The 16080-nt window shown below is 61.0% G+C and carries 16 protein-coding genes; 8 read left to right on the forward strand and 8 right to left on the reverse strand.

All coding sequences use genetic code 11. The features are described 5' to 3' along the window. Positions 1 to 37 precede the first annotated feature (37 nt). The 4 genes from istA (H4V95_RS12160) (at position 38) to H4V95_RS12175 (ending at position 3358) form a co-directional block, all read left to right on the forward strand. A complete protein-coding gene (gene istA, locus H4V95_RS12160) occupies positions 38 to 1576 on the forward strand; it encodes an IS21 family transposase (RefSeq protein ID WP_312883925.1) in 1539 nt (512 codons plus the stop codon). A gap of 20 nt (positions 1577 to 1596) precedes the next feature. Next, complete coding sequence (gene istB, locus H4V95_RS12165; protein ID WP_245345517.1) at positions 1597 to 2376, forward strand: IS21-like element helper ATPase IstB; 780 nt, start codon at positions 1597 to 1599, stop codon at positions 2374 to 2376. Between the two features lie 56 nt (positions 2377 to 2432). After that, on the forward strand, positions 2433 to 2909 hold the full coding sequence (locus tag H4V95_RS12170) for a DUF4166 domain-containing protein (protein WP_209730744.1): 477 nt from the start codon (positions 2433 to 2435) through the stop codon (positions 2907 to 2909). A 155-nt stretch (positions 2910 to 3064) separates the two neighbouring features. Beyond that, entirely contained in the window at positions 3065 to 3358 is a 294-nt protein-coding gene (locus H4V95_RS12175; protein ID WP_209730745.1) for a transcriptional regulator, read from the forward strand. 543 nt (positions 3359 to 3901) lie between these two features. Here H4V95_RS12175 and istB (H4V95_RS12180) read toward each other — a convergent pair. The 3 genes from istB (H4V95_RS12180) to H4V95_RS12190 all read right to left on the reverse strand — a co-directional run bounded on the left by istB (H4V95_RS12180) (position 3902) and on the right by H4V95_RS12190 (position 7854). Beyond that, positions 3902 to 4681 carry an IS21-like element helper ATPase IstB gene (gene istB / locus H4V95_RS12180; RefSeq protein ID WP_196842421.1) on the reverse strand — a complete coding sequence of 260 codons (780 nt, stop codon included), beginning with the start codon at positions 4679 to 4681 and terminating at the stop codon, positions 3902 to 3904. Beyond that, complete coding sequence (gene istA / locus H4V95_RS12185; RefSeq protein ID WP_209730746.1) at positions 4678 to 6219, reverse strand: IS21 family transposase; 1542 nt, start codon at positions 6217 to 6219, stop codon at positions 4678 to 4680. Before istA (H4V95_RS12185) ends, istB (H4V95_RS12180) begins: the two co-directional genes overlap by 4 nt. A gap of 1137 nt (positions 6220 to 7356) precedes the next feature. Next, on the reverse strand, positions 7357 to 7854 hold the full coding sequence (locus H4V95_RS12190) for a tetratricopeptide repeat protein (RefSeq protein WP_209730747.1): 498 nt from the start codon (positions 7852 to 7854) through the stop codon (positions 7357 to 7359). A 554-nt stretch (positions 7855 to 8408) separates the two neighbouring features. Here H4V95_RS12190 and H4V95_RS19000 point away from each other — a divergent pair. Continuing rightward, positions 8409 to 8615 carry a PLDc N-terminal domain-containing protein gene (locus tag H4V95_RS19000; RefSeq protein ID WP_209730748.1) on the forward strand — a complete coding sequence of 69 codons (207 nt, stop codon included), beginning with the start codon at positions 8409 to 8411 and terminating at the stop codon, positions 8613 to 8615. A 95-nt stretch (positions 8616 to 8710) separates the two neighbouring features. Here the strand turns inward: H4V95_RS19000 and H4V95_RS12200 are convergent, their stop codons facing one another. Next, positions 8711 to 9562, reverse strand: a complete 852-nt coding sequence (locus H4V95_RS12200; RefSeq protein WP_209730749.1) for a universal stress protein — start codon at positions 9560 to 9562, stop codon at positions 8711 to 8713. Positions 9563 to 9649: 87 nt separating this feature from the next. Between H4V95_RS12200 and H4V95_RS12205 the strand changes: the two genes are divergently transcribed. Continuing rightward, a protein-coding gene (locus H4V95_RS12205) for an IS3 family transposase (protein WP_209728238.1) occupies positions 9650 to 11046 on the forward strand; the annotation gives its coding sequence in 2 pieces (ribosomal slippage) (positions 9650 to 10001 and positions 10001 to 11046; 1398 coding nt in all). Between the two features lie 59 nt (positions 11047 to 11105). On the opposite strand, the gene H4V95_RS12210 is transcribed toward H4V95_RS12205, so the two are convergent. Together H4V95_RS12210 and H4V95_RS12215 are read right to left on the reverse strand one after the other, a co-directional pair. Further along, on the reverse strand, positions 11106 to 12065 hold the full coding sequence (locus tag H4V95_RS12210; RefSeq protein WP_209730750.1) for an SDR family NAD(P)-dependent oxidoreductase: 960 nt from the start codon (positions 12063 to 12065) through the stop codon (positions 11106 to 11108). Between the two features lie 48 nt (positions 12066 to 12113). Next, entirely contained in the window at positions 12114 to 12905 is a 792-nt protein-coding gene (locus H4V95_RS12215) for an SDR family NAD(P)-dependent oxidoreductase (protein WP_209730751.1), read from the reverse strand. A gap of 101 nt (positions 12906 to 13006) precedes the next feature. Between H4V95_RS12215 and H4V95_RS12220 the strand changes: the two genes are divergently transcribed. Further along, the gene (locus H4V95_RS12220; protein WP_209730752.1) at positions 13007 to 13849 is read left to right on the forward strand and encodes a helix-turn-helix transcriptional regulator; all 843 of its coding nucleotides are present in this window, start codon (positions 13007 to 13009) and stop codon (positions 13847 to 13849) included. Between the two features lie 314 nt (positions 13850 to 14163). Here the strand turns inward: H4V95_RS12220 and H4V95_RS12225 are convergent, their stop codons facing one another. Next, complete coding sequence (locus H4V95_RS12225) at positions 14164 to 14613, reverse strand: hypothetical protein (protein WP_209730753.1); 450 nt, start codon at positions 14611 to 14613, stop codon at positions 14164 to 14166. A 374-nt stretch (positions 14614 to 14987) separates the two neighbouring features. Here H4V95_RS12225 and H4V95_RS12230 point away from each other — a divergent pair, with 374 nt between their 5' ends. After that, positions 14988 to 15287: a hypothetical protein gene (locus H4V95_RS12230; protein WP_209730754.1), complete on the forward strand. Its 300-nt coding sequence runs from the start codon at positions 14988 to 14990 to the stop codon at positions 15285 to 15287. A 75-nt stretch (positions 15288 to 15362) separates the two neighbouring features. Here H4V95_RS12230 and H4V95_RS12235 read toward each other — a convergent pair whose 3' ends face one another. Further along, the gene (locus tag H4V95_RS12235) at positions 15363 to 16070 is read right to left on the reverse strand and encodes a class I SAM-dependent methyltransferase (protein WP_209730755.1); all 708 of its coding nucleotides are present in this window, start codon (positions 16068 to 16070) and stop codon (positions 15363 to 15365) included. Positions 16071 to 16080 lie beyond the last annotated feature (10 nt).

Raw genomic sequence — 16080 nt, forward strand, 5'->3', positions numbered from 1 at the left:
CGAAGAGATCGGAACGGGTTTGAAAGAGAGATCGAGAGTGAAGCAATTCGAGCGTATCCGCCTTGATGCGAGGGATAAAGATATGTCGGTCAGAGAGTTGGCACGGGTGCACGGCGTTCACCGCCGTACCGTCCGGGCCGCGTTGGCGGAGGCCACGCCGCCGGCACGGAAGACGCCGGAGCGGAAGGCTCCGAAGCTGGGGCCCTGGGAGGACACCATCCGGGCCTGGTTGACCGCGGACCAGAAGTCACCGCGCAAACAGCGCCACACGGCCCGCCGGATCTGGCAGCGGCTGGTCGATGAACACGGCGTCGTGGTTGCCGAGTCCACGGTCGCCCACGCTGTGGCCAGGATCCGCCGCGGGCTCGTCGACACGCAGGCTGACGTCGCGGTCCCGCAGACCCACACCCCGGGCGGGGAAGCCGAGGTCGATTTCGGCGAGTTCCAGGCCGTGATCGGCGGCGTGCAGGCGAAGCTGTTCATGTTCGTGATGCGGCTGTCCTACTCCGGACGCGCCGCGCATGTGGCCTACGCGAACCAGTCGCAGGAGTCCTTTCTGGACGGGCATAACACCGCGTTCGAACGCTTCGGCGGGATCCCGGCCAAAATGATCCGCTACGACAACCTCAAACCCGCTGTCACCACCGTGATCCTGGGCCGTGAACGGCTGGAAAACGAACGCTTCATCGCCCTGCGCTCCCATTACGGGTTCGACTCGTTCTTCTGCCTGCCCGGCATCGACGGCGCCCACGAAAAGGGCGGCGTCGAAGGTGAAGTCGGCAGGTTCCGCCGCCGCTGGCTGACCCCGGTTCCGGAGTTCGATACCCTGGCCGGGCTGAACGCGTATATGGCTGGCTGCGATGTCAAAGACGACCACCGCGTCATCACGGGCCGCCCCGTCACCGTCGGTGCCGCGGCAGCGGAGGAAGCCGGCATGCTTCGGCCGTTGCCGGCGGACACGTTCGAGGCCGCCTCGACGTTCTCGTTCAAGGCCGACCACAAGTCCCAGGTCTGCGTCCGCCAGTCCTACTACTCGGTCCCGGCCCGCTATGCCGGGCGCCGGGTCAGCGTCCGGCTCGGTGCCCGCACCATCGAGATGTTCGCCGAAGGCGCCCGGATCGCGTCCCACGTCCGGGCCATCCACAAGTATTCCTACGTCCTGGAACTGGACCACTACCTTGAGGTCCTCACCCGCAAACCCGGCGCCCTGGCCGGGGCAACAGCGCTGATGGCCGCCCGCGCCTCCGGGGCCTTCACCGGAGCCCACCAGAAATACTGGGACAGGGCCCGGGCCGCGCTCGGCGACAAGGCCGGCACGAAGGCCCTGATCGAGGTCCTGCTGATGGCCCGGACCCTGCCGGCCGCCGCGGTCACCGGCGCCATGGAGAACGCCGTGAGGACCGGGGACTTCGACCCCGATCATCTGGCCATCGACGCCCGTGCCAGCCAGAGCTTCCACCACGTCCCGGCGGCGCTACCTGATGAAGTTTCCGGACGGATCAGGCACCTGCCCGACCGCTGGGAGCCCTCGCTGGCCGGCTATGACGGGCTGCTGGCCGCGGCGGGCAGCCGATGAGCGCCGGGCAAGGACCGTCCATGGGCCAGCTCAGTGAGCCCGCCGCCGCGGCGGCGATCGGCGCAGCCTGCAAAACCCTGTATCTGAGAGGCACCGCGCAGGTCGCCGGGTCCATGGCAGCCGAAGCGGCCCGGCAGCGCCTCAGCCACCAGGCCTACCTCGCCGAGGTCCTGACCTATGAATGCGAGGAACGCGATAACCGCGCCCGGGCCCGGCGGATCAAGGAAGCGAAGTTCCCTCGCAGCAAACGCCTCGAAGACCTGGACCTGGCCCAGATCCCTGACCTGCCGCCGGCGACCCTGACACACCTGGCCACCGGCGCGTGGATCGATGCCGGGGAACCACTGGTACTCCTCGGCAATTCCGGGACCGGGAAAACACACCTGCTCATCGGCCTGGGCATGGCCGCCGCCGAGCAGGGACGGCGGGTCCGCTACATCACCACGGCCGCGCTGGTCAACGAACTCGTCGAGGCTGCCGACAACAAGGAGCTATCAAAGCTGGTGGGCAAATACGCGCGCCTGGATCTCCTTTGCCTCGATGAGGTCGGCTACGTCAAGCTCGATACCCACGGCGCCGAGCTTTTGTTCCAGATCATCACGGCCAGGGAAGAACGGGCGTCCATCGCCTGCGCAAGCAACGCCCCGTTCAGCGAGTGGGGCCAGACGTTCACCGACCCGCGCCTCGCGGCGGCGGTCGTGGACCGGCTGACCTTCCGCGGCCACATCATCAACACCGGCACCGATTCCTACCGGCTGAAAACCACCCAACAGACCATCAACAAGTCCCGGCAAAACTGACCGGAACACCAACAGGGTGGGGCCAAAACAAGCGGCGAAACCGGGGCCAAATCAACTTGCTATTCCCAACCATTGAGAACTACCCTTACATCGATGGTCTCGGACGGGAGACCGTAACGTTCGTGAGGACTCTTAGAATGAGTCCCCGAAGAATACGCCGTTTTGACGCAACGATGATCTACAGTCCGGAACAGGGACGAATCATCGACTACCTTGGCACCCACCAACATCTTGCGACGGGATTAGACCTCAAAGTCCTTACAGATGGTTCGCTATATCTCACCTCTGGAACACAACGCTTTTACGAGGGCATCTTCGGGTTCACCTTTCCGGCGTCACTCACCGGCACAGCAGAGCTTCACGAGGCGTATGACGAGATTCGCCAGGTCTTCACCGTCAGGATGCAGGTTCGCAACCCCCGCTTCGGATTCCTTTTCGGTTATAGCGGCACCTTCAACTGTGAATTCCCATCGATGACATCCACAGGTCTTCCCGACCATTTGAGGCCCATTCGGGAAGAGTCCCGCCAATAACGATGACCAAATGCTTGCGTTATTGGTCAAACAACAGAGCAATCACACGTCAGCGGGCGCGTGGTAGATGTCGCGGTGAGGGATCGGTTTGCTACACCGCATGGAGCGATTCAGGGGCCCGGGCCAGCAGCATCATAATTGTTACTGGTTTTATCATGTTGATCGTCGTGTTCCTTATTGGTCGGGCGAACATCCGCACCGTGCGTCCACGGCACTTCAACCTGGTCGAAGGATTCGCTGCCCTCTGGTTAGGGGTAGGCGAAGGGATTGCCAACCAGGTCCTAGGGCCGGCCGGTTCAAATGAAGCTGAAGAGCAGGGTTACCTGGAGGCCCAAAAATCATTCCTCGCGAAGAAGCCTCAGACCGTGTTTCGGTTGACCCGTAGAGGGCGCACGGCTTTCCGCGACCACACCACCGCGCTCAGAGACATCCAACGCGGCCTGCGATAACACTACCGGGCCGGCCGGTAGAGAGTACGAATCAGCCACAGTTAATTCCTTCTTATAACCCCGGTGATGCCAATCGCTGATCTACAAGAATCGGCACACTGAACATATTTCATTCATCGTGGTCCAATCCGAAAAAGCCAGTGTCACTCTGCCAGTGGGCGTTGGGACTAATTCGGATCCTGTCGTTCTGTTGACTCCGGTGGCGGTGAGGGACGGCCTACTGTCAGGCACAAATGCTCAGTTGATGGAGTACGATCTCAGGCATGACTTCTTGCGTGGCGCTGCGTATGTGCCGACTATGAATACTGGTGCAACCGAATTATTCGCCATTTTGATTCCAATTTTCGTAGTTCTGCTGATAATCGCATTCGTGATTTGGCGTAATCAAGACAGAAGAGTGGTGCGGAAGGTGTCAAGGGCCAGTTAAAGGTGCCCACGGGTGGCCAGCATTACTGCCCGCTGGTGGCCATGAAAACTGCCCGGTCATGGCCATTGGATCTGCCCACCGGGTATTCGGCGGCGTTGGCCATGTTCGGGATTTGTTTAGCTCATTGGCGTGACTCCTTGTCCGGCCAGGGCTTGGCTGAGGCGGATCGATTCCCCGGTGGTTTGGCAGACGTGTGCGTGGTGCAGCAGCCGGTCGACCGTCGCGGTGGCGAGGGTTTTGGGCATGAGCTCGTCGAAGCCCGCGGGATGCAGATTCGAGGAGACCGCGATGGAGCGTTTCTCATAGGCTGCGTCAACAAGGCGGTAGAGGCCCTCGGCGGCATCGGTCCCGACAGGCAGGAGCCCTATGTCATCGACCACCACTAAATCCGCGCGCAGGATCCTGGCGACCACTTTCGTGACGCTGTCGTCGGAGCGGTGCGCGCGCATCAGCGCGCCGAGGTCTTCAAGGCGGAACCATGCCACGCGCATGCCGGCCTCGACGGCCTGCTGCCCGAGGGCTTCGAGGAAGAACGTTTTCCCGGTGCCGGAGGGCCCGCAAATGACAACGTTTTCCTTGCGCCCGATCCATTCCAGTGTCCGCAGCGCCTGCTGTGTCGGTAGCGGGACTGAGGACGCGGCGGGATCCCAGGTGCCGAAGGTCTTCCCGGTCGGGAACCCTGCGGCTTTACGCCTGGTGGCGAGCATGGACCGGGACCGGCCAGCGACTTCCTCGGTGAAGAGGGCCTTGATGACCTCGGCCGGTTCCCAGCGTTGCGTACGGGCGGTCGCGATCAACTCCGGTGCCAGAGCCCGCGCGTAGGGCATCTTCAGCTGCCGCATCAGCGCCTCCAGGTCCGCCGGCAGGACGGGCGCGGTGACCGGGACCGGGCTCATGCGCTTTCCTCCAGTCCGGTCTCACCACGGCCGGCACCGGGGGGACGTCCGATGGCCGCCCACCCGGCCGTGCCCTGGGTCAAGGACCGGGTTTCGTCCGCGGCGTGGGTCGTGGTGCGGGCGCCCCCGGCGGTCAGGATTGAGGCCAGGTCTTTGTGCGCGAAGCGGCCATGGACGGCCGCGGTCCCCAACGCCTGATCGACGTCGGCCTGCCCGGCGATCTTCGCCAAGGCCACCGCTTCGGCCATCTTCACGTTCATCCGCGCCGTGCCCGCGGCGGCGGCTTCGAGCAGCCACGCGCGGGCGCCGTCCCCGATGCCAAGGAACTCCGCCTCCGCGGCGTTGCGGGCCTTGACCGCGTAATCGCCTGGGATCTTCGGCCGGTGATCAGGGAAGTGGGCGTCGTTGATCGCGGGGCTGCCCGGGCGGGCCCGCTGGTGCCGGGCGATTTCCACCGGGCCGGCGCTGCCGTGATGGACGATGATGACCTGCTCACCGGGTCCGGCGCCGTGGCTGCGCACGAATACGCGCGCGCCGAGCAGGGCTGCCGGGACGGAGTACTGGCCGTTTTCGAAGGTGACCATCGGCGTGTTCTCCGGCACCGTCCGGGAGAGCCCGAACGCGACCGTGTGCGCGGTGTCCGGGATCCGGTGCAGCCGGGGTGCTTCCTCGGCGAGCATCACCGCTGGTTTGCGGCGGGTGGCACGGTGCTCACGGTTGTTGACCTCGTCCATGAACACTTGGCACGCCGCTTCGATCTCCGCGAAGGAGGCGTATTCGGCCCGCAGATTCGTGTCTTTGGGGACGATGTCGGCTTTAGCGACCCGCACCGATGCCTCCACGCCGCCCTTGGAGGCAGGATCCGCCGGCTGGCAGGTCAACACTGTCACACCGTAGTGGCGGGCGAAGTCCACGGTCTGCTGGTTACGCACCGGGACCCCGGCAACATGGGAAACGGTGACCGTTTTCTCATTGTCGGTCAGGACATAGGTTGGCGCGCCGCTTAGGACACGGAAGGTGCGGTCCAATGCCGCGAACACACTCGGCGCCGTCCGGTCCCGCAAAGCGATCACGATCCTGAACCGCGACCACGCCAGCCATGCCACGAACAACACGGTCTTCCTCCCCTCGATCAGGGGGCCGTCGCCGAAATCGTACTGAAGCCACATCCCCGGCTCGGTGATCCAGGGCCGGTGCACCCGGACATGACCCAGCCGCCACGCCGCCCGCACCTGGGCGACAGCACGGCGGGTCGAGCGTTCCGAACCCTCATAGCCCAGGGCCCGGAGTTTGTCGTGGGCTTTGTCGGCGCGGATCTTGCCCTTGGAGGCCTCAACCCATTCCTCGATCTTGGGCAGGAACGCGTCAGTGACACGGCCCCGGTAGACCGGCTCGGCCATTGGCTGGCCCGCGTTCCGCGCCCCAACATGCCGGTTGACCGTGTGGTGGGAACAGCCCGTAAGCTCCGCGGCAGCGCGCAACGACCCGGTCAGATCATAAGCAGCAAGTATTTCCATGATTTCTCCGTCAGACTTCAATTGGGCCTCTTCCCGGGCGACTTTGGTGCGACTAGACACCGTCATCAAACCCCGGGAAGAGGCTCCCGCCGCGCAAGCGCGGTCGATCCAGTAAAGAAGTGGGCAGATCCCATGGCCACCGGCGGGCAGTTTTACTGGCCATCAGTGGGCAGTTCCGTGGCCGCCTATGGGCAGTTTTTCATGGCCGCTGACAGAAGGCGGGGGAGTCTTGGATCCGTATCGTTCCAAATAGACCTGACGAGGACTCAGGGATACGTTCCCAGCAGCAGCAGTGGGCAGGACTGGTGTTTCTGCTACTGGTTCTTGTTGTGTTAGTTGTACCCCCGTGGATACCAGCTTTGAGGAGCGGTGCGTGGGAGTGGGTAGTTCTTGCTGTTCAAACCGTCGTCGTGGGGTCGATGGTGGTATTCCTAGTTCGTGCCGTAAGGAAGCAAAGGAAAGATTACTGGCGTGAACGGGGTCAAGAACGGATGTAGCCAAAAGCAGGATCTACTGTCGCGTTGAGGGACCGCTGGAATACGCCACCCCTACCGCGACGCTTCTTCGGAGCAATCGAATCGGCCTTGCTTCCGTTCGGTTGGCTAACAACCAGCAACGGCTCGGTCCAAGGCGCCGATAGGACGATGATGGCAATAATACAAATCGAGGGGGATTCATGATGCTGATTGGAATCGCAATTGTCGGGGCGTGTCTTGGGGTGGTTTTAGCTTCGGCGCGTGTACCCAAAGTGAAGTGGGCGCCCGTGATAAGTTGTCTCATTCTTAGTGGCGCTGCCGCTGCCGTTCTCGTCTTCCGGGGCCAGGTTCTGCTTGTTGAAGGCTTAATGCTGCCCCTCGGGTTGATCATTGCCGAGGCCTTGTATGCTGGCGCTTTATGGATGCAACTTCGACTTGAACCCGGCGTTACCTATTGGGATTGGGTCGTTCGGTCAGTCACCCGATCAGGGTATCTGCGTCGTATGTATGGGGCGCAGCAAACGCGCAATGACGGCATTCCCGCGTCTCGAACCCACTGACAAGATTCATATACAAGAAGAATTCTTGGCATCATAGTTTCCTGCCAACCCACTCGGATGGTTGAACTCGGGTCCCGAGCGTTCAAGTCCCACTAACCGATCCTTCGCCGAAGCACCCCGATTCAGGGTGAAGCGAAAGTGCTCGGGAGTTGCGCCGCATAGTCGGTGAGGGCTCGTTTATATCCGTCCAGAGTGGGGATGAGGGCTCCTAGCGCCACCCGCAGCGAATCACCGTAACGGCCCTCGTCGTGCAGCGCCAAAGCAAGGAAAGCTTGGCGTGCACCCTCGTCAGTTCCAGCATGGGGCATTAATTCGAGAATCGACACAGCTTCAGCAAAGTCGCCGACATTGCGCAGGGTACTCGCGAGCTGGATAGTCGCACGAAGTGCACTTGTACCCTTGAGACCTGTTTCGATGGCTCGCCTGTAGAGCGGGATCGCTTTGCCCTCGAGCCCAAGGGCGTCGTGCACGCCGGCTAACTCAAATAACGCCTCGGCGTCACCTTCTGGACGCCCTGATACGAGTTCACGCATTCTCGCGATAGAGCCATGCGTGTCGGAATCGTCGAATTCCTGCTCGTAGAATCGCCTGATTGTTTGCTCCCAGTTGGCATCAGTCATTGTGACAGCTTGCCACGCGGTCATGGTCCGAACCCCATCCCCGTAGCGTCAAGGCAGAGACCTACATCGTCCACGTCGGACAGTTCACCGAGCCGAATCTTTTTCTGGAGTCCAGAGCACTCTCAGTGGCCCGGGAACTCCCAAACCGATCTGTTTATGGCAGCGGAGCCATTCCCTGGAATCCGTAATGGCTCCGGGATGACCGGCGGATAAATCGTCAGGTAGCCCACCATGTTTGAACGCCGGATGGTCACTTATCAGCTCCGCTGGCAGTAGGTTCTCCACGACCTGGTCAACCACAATCTGTTTTGAAGGAATCACGTTTGGTTTCCTGGAAGTTGCTGTATGCCCGGATGATCAACGAGCGGCCGAGGAATGTCGAGGAATCGTCGGGATTTGAAGTCGCTGACATCCCGGTATGCTGCTATCCAATTGTTCGAGTTGGGTATGTTCAAGCTCCGACTGGAAAGATGCTGTCGAGATGGGGGTTTTAGGTGCTGTCACTTGCCATAGAGGGGTCAAATCCTCTTGTGCCGAATGCCTGGGAGTTTAGCGTGCTGGGAATCTCTATCCTGGCCCTGGCGCTCTTTGTAACGGCACTTATCGACATACTTCGTTCCCAGCACCTCACTACCAGGATCAAAGCGGTTTGGGTGTGGGCAGCGCTCGTTTTACCCTTCCTTGGCCCGGTCGTCTGGTTCCTCGTCGGGCACCGCAGCGCGCCCTCAGTAAACGAATCTCTAGTCAACTCCCGTTATTAGAGAAGGCTGCCACCTACTGGTCCTCCACTTTGGCTCGGCTTGCCCGAAGGCCATCCAAACACTGAGTGTTGCGGTGGGGATCGGTTTTTAGTTCGTTAGCGGACGATGACGGTGGTCCCTTGGGCATAGTGCAAGACGGCGTGCACGGTAGATCCGAGACGAACAGGAAGGGTGTTGCGTCCCTTTGCTCCGAGAACAACGCAGGCGGCTTCTCGTGCGTGAAGCACGACATTTCTTGGGACAGTGGGTCCGGCTAGTTCGTCTTCGACAATGGTGACATCGACGTCATCCGGCAGCAGTTTGAGTGCCCGCTGAATGATGGGGTCGTCTTTTGATTCCGGGACTGGTGGCCGAGTGATGGCATATCGGCTGTAGGGACGGATATGTAGAAGACGCAAAGAGGTATGCTGCGCTCTTGCCATATCCGCGGCGAACAAGAGGGCCTTGTCGCTTTGAGTGGAGCCATCAATAGCGACGAGGATTCCCCTTTTCGCAGGTCGTTCTGTGCGTACAACCGCAACGGGGCAGGAGGCGCTGGATGCGAGGTGAAGGCTGACAGATCCGATGAGAAGACCCTTAAAGCCGCCTAGTCCTCGAGAGCCGGTGACAAGCAGCGAAGCGTCCGTGGAGGCCTTGGTGAGCACCTCAGAAGGGCGCCCAGCAACTATCTTAACGCTTGTGTTGACTTTCGGTTCGGCCTGTTTGGCGAGGTCCAGACCTCTGGCAGCAATTCTTTCTGCTGCGACCCGCCGGGCACTGTCGGCGTCGTCGATCATCGGGCTGAGGACCGTTGGATGAGACATTCCCATCCAGCAGTGCGTGACGACGAGGGGAAGCCAGGTCGCTGCGGCGTGATGCGCAGCCCACAACACTGCACGTTCTGCTGTGTCAGACCCGTCGAAGCCAACAACCCTACGTGTCAGGGTGAGTTGAGGCCAGTGGCTCATAGCAAGTCCGTCTAATTCGTAGGGCGAGAATCAGGATCAGAACCAATGTCTATCTCCACAATTTCCCGGGTGCGGGAAGATGGGTCCATGAGTAATTCTGGCCCTCGTGCCGGCGGTCCAAGGCCTCGAAGGTCGTTTACCCCGGCGCAGAAACTAGCCCATCTGGCCGCTTACCAACAGGCCTGTGACGATGGCTCCGGAGGCGGGGCGTACCTTCGTCGTGAGGGCATCTATTCCTCCCAGATCACTGAGTGGCGCAAACTCCGTGATGCAGGTGTGCTCGAGGGTAGGAAGCCCGGGGAGAAGATCGGCAAGCTTACCGCTGAGCAGGCCGAAATCGCCCGTCTACGCCGGCAACTGGAGGTGAATGAACGCACGCTGGCACGGACTCGGGCAGCGTTGGACATCATGGGAAAAGCACGGCAGCTTTTGGAGGAAATCTCCGAAAGCGAGGAGCAGCAGCAGTGGTACAGGAAACCCTGATGGGGGTTTATGCCGAACTCACAGGTGCGCATATCCCCACGCGGGAAGCGGCGGTCTTGGCCGGGATACCGCGGGCGACCGCAACCCGCAGCCCGCGGATCCCGCAGGCCGGGCCGATGCCCGTGTCTGTCCCGGCAAACAAGCTCGACCCGGACGAACGCGCCGGTATCCTCGCTGCCGTGAACTCTGCCCGCTTCGTGGATCTAGCCCCGGTCCAGATCTACGCGCAGCTGCTGGACGAGGGGACCTACCTGTGCTCAATCTCAACGATCTACCGGATATTGACTGAGAATAAGCAGGTCAAAGAGCGCCGCCGGCAGGCACGCCATCCGCCCAGGACCGTTCCGGAATTGACAGCGGCTGGCCCCGGGCAGGTCTACAGCTGGGACATTACCAAGCTTGCCGGCCCGGTCAGGGGTAAGTACTTCGATGCCTACGTGATGCTCGATATTTACTCCCGCTACATCGTGGGCGCATACGTCCATGCCCACGAATCCGGGGAGTTGGCGGTGGAGATGATGAAGGAAATCTTCGGTATCCACGGCATCCCGGAAATCGTGCACGCGGACCGCGGGACTTCTATGACGTCCAAGACCGTAGCTGTACTGCTCTCCGATCTGGAAGTCACCAGGTCACACTCCAGGCCCCGCGTATCCAATGACAACCCCTACAGCGAGGCGTGGTTCAAGACCTTGAAATTCGCTCCCGTGTTCCCTGAACGATTCGGCTCCCTGGCCGATGCGAGGGCCTTCATGGCGACTTTTGTCGAAGGATACAACCACAGCCACCGCCATACCGGAATCGGACTAAACACCCCGGCAGACGTCCACTACGGTCTTGCCGCGACGAAGGCCACCGAACGCTCCATCACTTTGGCCGCCGCACGGCAGAAGAATCCCGAACGATTCAGCACCGAAACGGACCCAAAAATACTCACCGTCCCCGGCGCGGCATGGATCAACAAACCATCCCAGGAAACCCAGACAGAAGCAGCCGCCTAACTCCCACTGGCCCCATTCACCTTGACAACTTCCGGTCCGACACAGATCGGTTTCACCCCTCAGTGCATCGGGGTAGGTGCTTGCTGCAGGAGGTCGAGGGAGACGTCCCAGAGTTGCCGCGCGCTGGTGTGGTCCAGCGCGTAGTGCCGGACCCCGTAAATCCCGTCCTTAATCGCAGGAACCACATCGGCTTCCCTGCAGTCCTCCAGATATCGTCCTCCGATGCCGTCCAGCAAAGGGGAGGTTGCAGCGAAGACCGAGGTTGCGGCGCCCTGCTCGGGTGTCTTAATGGTCAGGCCCGTAGCTGCGACGTGCTTCTTCGTTGTAGCCAGGACCTCCGGATCCCAGTGGCGCTGCAGGTTGGTCCAGATCCCGCCGGGCATGACGGCGTTCGCGGTGATCCCGTCGCCTGCCCATCGCCTTGTTGCCTCGACGGCGAAGAGCACGTTCGCTGTTTTCGATTGTCCGTAGGCCTGACTGGCGTCGTACGGTCTTCGTTCGAAGAACAGGTCTTCGTAGATGATGTCGGACATGCCGTGTCCGCTGGAACTCACCGAGACGATCCTGGCGTTACCGGCGGCTGCTAGCGCACCGTGCAGTCGGTGTGCGAGGGCGAAGTGGCCGAGATGGTTGGTGGCGAATTGCAACTCCCACCCGGGCCCTGTCCGCGATTGCGGAGTCATCATAACGCCAGCATTGTTGATCAGCAGGTGCAGCGGAGCCGACCAGGTGTTCGCGAACCGATTGACCGAGTCGATGTCAGCGAGATCGAGGGGCGCGACGTGGACGACAGCACCGGGGTGGGTCTGGGTGATCTCCATCGCGACACGCTGTCCGGCGTTGATGTCGCGGACCGCGAGGGTCACGTCCGCGCCGGCATGGGCGAGGGCCCGAGCGGTTTCGATGCCGATCCCCGAAGCGCCTCCGGTGACGATCGCGGTGCGGCCGGACAGATCGATACCCTCGACGACCTCCCGGGCGGTATTCGTTGCAGTGAACGGTGAATCGATACGTACCATGGAGAGAGTCCTGTCATGGTGCTCATAGTTGTTTCTGGTTGTTTGGTCTCAAGCCGGCCGCGTGGAGAGAATTCCCCCGTCGATCGCCAGGATGCTTCCGTGCATCATGCGGGAGGCGTCGGAGGCAAGGAAGAGTACTCCCTGCGCGATGTCCTCGGGTTGTACCACCACGCCCGCCGGTGTCACGGCCGTCATGGCATCGAGGATCGGGCGGGCTGCCTCGTTACCCGGGGTCAGCGTCACTCCCGGGGAGATCGTATTGACACGCACACCGCTGGGACCGAATTCGGCGGCCCATGACCTGGTGAGTTGCTCGACGGCCGCCTTCGTCGCCGTATACATGGCCGCGAAAGGGTTACCGACCGACGCCATCCACGAACCGACGTTGACAACCACGCCCGCCCCATTCTCGGCCATGGCCGGAAGGATTAATGACGCAAGAACGTGAGGCGCCCGCACGTTGACGGCGAGCATGGCATCGAGCTCACCGTCGGTAAGGTCCGCGGTCGTCGTCGCAGGATAGATCCCCGCGTTGTTGACGAGGATGTCGATGCGTCCTCCGAGCAGATCGGTGGCTTCGATGGCGAACTGTCGCAGGTCCCCGTGGTCGGCGGCCAGATCGACGCCAAGAAACCGTGCCTGGCCTCCCTCTTCCCGGATCCGGGTTAGGACCGTCTGTCCGCGAGTTTTGTCACGTCCGCTCACCAGGACCCCCGCGCCAGCCGCCGCCAAGGTAGAGGCGATGGCGGCCCCGATGCCGCTCGTGGAACCGGTAACGAGCGCAGTCCGGCCCTCAAGGGACCGGGCGCTGATGGATGGGTTAATCGATGTCAATGGCATGAATCATTTCTACATCCGGGCCGGACACGGGAACCAGATCACAGTCAACCCGGGCATGACAGGACCACGCAGAGCAGTACGCGAGACCCTACAGTGAGGACATGGCAGCTGATCGAACGCACCTCGGATTGTTCCTGCGCTCCCGCCGCGACAGCCTGACCCCGGCAGACGTCGGTATGCGGGCCTTCCCCGGGCCGCGCCGTGTGCCCGGACTACGCAAGGAGGAACTAGCGGTCTTGGCCGGCGTGAGTTCCGACTACTACAGCCGCATGGAACAAGGACGGCAGGCGAATGTCTCCCGAAGCGTCCTCGACGCCCTGGCTAAGGCGCTGCGCCTGACGGAAGTAGAGCGGCAGCACCTTCACATACTGGCCAGTCCCTCACCGCGGCGCCGTTCCCCAATCGCCGTCGAGCAGCACGCTGACCCGGGGTTGCTCCGGATGATGACCGTCATCGATCATGTGCCGGCGCTCATCCTCGCCCGCCGGGGAGAAGTGCTGGCGACCAATGCGCTCCTCGCCGCCGTCCTCGGTGACGTACGACCCGGCTCATCCCTGATGCGCTACCTGTTCTTCGAACCCCTCGCCCGGGAACGCATCGTGAACTGGGAGCATTTCGCCGCCTCATCAATCTCTGCTCTCCGCGGTGAGCTCGGCCGCCACCCCGACGATCACCGGCTGATCACGTTAATCGATGAACTCAGATCGCGGGACGTCGACGCCGCACGATGGTGGGAGGACCACAGCGTCCAGGATTATGCATCCGCCGCAAAGCAGATCCTCCACCCCGATGTGGGGACATTGTCCTTCGACATCGAGACCATGACGTCGACACGCAACGCCGATCAGGTCCTCATCGTGTACACGGCGCAACCCGATTCGGACACCACACGGAAACTACCCTTCCTCGCCAGCTGGAGCATGGCCAACACCACGACCACCTGATTCAAGGCGCCGTCGAGCATTCACCCTTAGCTCATGGACCTCCCAAATCCGAGACCCACACTTCGCACGAGCATGCGAGCCGAGCTTCCTGTCGCACAGACCAGGGATTCGAGCCGATCAGGGAGCCCCTTCTGATCTTCATGGCGATCAAACAAATCAAGAAACTTCGCTACGAGTATCGCTACTCCCCTAAGGATCTACAGCTCTCCAGCTAGAGGAGACTTCTGGCCCCGTCGCACGGTCTTTATGCGGAGGCTTCGTTCACGGGCAGTCACGAGCTGACGGCCCGGCTCAGGGACTGACTTCCTGTCCATTTACGATCGATTCCATGCAGAACCCTCGAGCTCGTCATTGCCCTCCTCGGTGGCAAGCCGGAATCGATAGGTGGAGCCCACGAGGGCTACCGCGATGAACAGAGGTGCTACTACTGCTACGACGGGTATGCCAACGAGCGAGGTGCCGGTCACATCCCCTCGCGTCGAATCATAGAAGGCGAAGATCAACGACAGGGACATGGTTCCTATGACAAGGCCCCTGTTGAGCATTAGGGCAAAGCATCGACTCAGGACAATAACCGTCACGGTCAGACCGACGTACTCCCATGCCTGACCATAGGAATACCAGAGACCGTCACGCACAGTGCCCCCAAGCCACGCGAACCACAGGAACGACGACAGATAGGTGAGGACCCACAACGTAGCAGCCGCCACAGCCTGCGCTACCAGCCGCTGCGGAACGTTCAACCGATCCCACATCTCAACCACAATGGCTCACTCCGTCGGTCACTAACATGCTCGGTTGTCCTGGCAGATGGCTCACGTTCCCCGCTATCGGTTGTGGCACAACTTCATCCTTGCCTAGCGTCGCAGATCAGCCGACGATCCATAGAGGTATCCCCGGCCGCACCAGAAGATCGGCCGTATCTTTCTCAATTGGTCCTGAGTGTGCCACGATATCTTGCAAAGTAGATGGGGGACAGATAATGGTGAAAAGCCGAATTGCGGTGATGACAGCCTTTCTTACACTTCTCGTCGGAACCTGCACTGCCTGCAATACGGAGAACCGATCTATTGATGGGTTGCCGTCGATCAATTCTTTGGAAGATGCCCGAGGGGTTGTGTCCAACCATCTCGACTGCTTGGATGACCCACCCTCACCCACCACTGTCATCGGGGATGACGGACAGATACCTGCCGAATCGGTGAAGTGCACTCAAACGGCCGAGATCTTTTACTTCACATCGCAAGATGCTCGTGACGATGCATACAACTTGATGGCTGGCACGGCGGAGACTGGCGGTTCCGTGTACTTCGCCGAGGGAAAGAACTGGTTCGTCGTTGATTACTCCGAGGTCGGGCTCGGCGCCACAGATCCTGAAACCTTGGACCTCTCAGTTCTATCTGAACCTCTTGGCACTCGTTTCACTGAAGTGAAGTAGCGCTGAACGCCTGCAGGCGGATCCTTGACCGCGACAGCAAACCCTGCATCTCGCATGCTCGTCTGAAGACTGCGCTCAAATCGCTTTAGTCAGAGTGTGGAGAAGATAGCCATAAGAAAGCATTGTTTGATTCGGGTGGTCTTGGAGCCAGGACCGCGCCGTGCCCTGAGGGAATTCCATGGCAACTACCTCTTCCAGGTCGCGCGCGGAGCGAAAAGTCCAGCTACTCATAACCTTTTCGGTAGTGGCGCCTCGATCCCGCCACCACTGCAGAATATACTCACCCGGTCCTTGATACTCGGCTACGTTGCCAGCCCGAAGGAGATCAGCGAAGTCGCCATGCTCCTGGTCATTATCAATCACGACCAGCGAACCACCCGGTCGGAGAACACGGAGCACCTCAGCCAATCCTGCTGAGCACTCGTTGTTTGGCGAGGGAAAGAAGTAGGCAAAGCGAGCATGCACAACGTCGACCGAGGCATTTTGTAATGGAATGTGTTCAGCTGAGCCGTGAAGTACCTCCGCATTAGAGGTCCTTTCGCTTGCAGCCTCTAAGAGGGTCGTGTCGGGTTCCACGCCGTAAAGCCGACGTGTGGTCGGGGCATAGCGAGGTAACCAATATCCGGTGCCGCATCCCAGGTCTAGAAGGTCTTTCCCTTCCCAAGGCGCAGCTGCCTGAATCGCACGCCAGAGCGTTCCCTCATGGTCGATCGCGTCATTCTCCTTCTCGTAGAGGACGACGTTCTGACCTTGGTTCCATGCCTTGGTGAAATCTGTAAGCATGAACTGGGAC

The sequence above is a fragment of the Arthrobacter sp. CAN_C5 genome (assembly GCF_017875735.1).
Lineage (GTDB): Bacteria > Actinomycetota > Actinomycetes > Actinomycetales > Micrococcaceae > Arthrobacter_D.

Bases quoted from the DNA above. Each gene is read 5' to 3' on its own strand.
- istB (WP_196842421.1), bottom strand. From the start codon at position 4,681: ATGAGCCCGGTCCCGGTCACCGCGCCCGTCCTGCCGGCGGACCTGGAG.
- H4V95_RS12215 (WP_209730751.1), bottom strand. From the start codon at position 12,905: ATGCCATTGACATCGATTAACCCATCCATCAGCGCCCGGTCCCTTGAG.
- istB (WP_245345517.1), top strand. From the start codon at position 1,597: ATGGGCCAGCTCAGTGAGCCCGCCGCCGCGGCGGCGATCGGCGCAGCC.
- H4V95_RS12210 (WP_209730750.1), bottom strand. From the start codon at position 12,065: ATGGTACGTATCGATTCACCGTTCACTGCAACGAATACCGCCCGGGAG.
- H4V95_RS12235 (WP_209730755.1), bottom strand. From the start codon at position 16,070: ATGCTTACAGATTTCACCAAGGCATGGAACCAAGGTCAGAACGTCGTC.
- H4V95_RS12175 (WP_209730745.1), top strand. From the start codon at position 3,065: ATGTTGATCGTCGTGTTCCTTATTGGTCGGGCGAACATCCGCACCGTG.
- H4V95_RS12200 (WP_209730749.1), bottom strand. From the start codon at position 9,562: ATGAGCCACTGGCCTCAACTCACCCTGACACGTAGGGTTGTTGGCTTC.
- H4V95_RS12220 (WP_209730752.1), top strand. From the start codon at position 13,007: ATGGCAGCTGATCGAACGCACCTCGGATTGTTCCTGCGCTCCCGCCGC.
- H4V95_RS12190 (WP_209730747.1), bottom strand. From the start codon at position 7,854: ATGACTGATGCCAACTGGGAGCAAACAATCAGGCGATTCTACGAGCAG.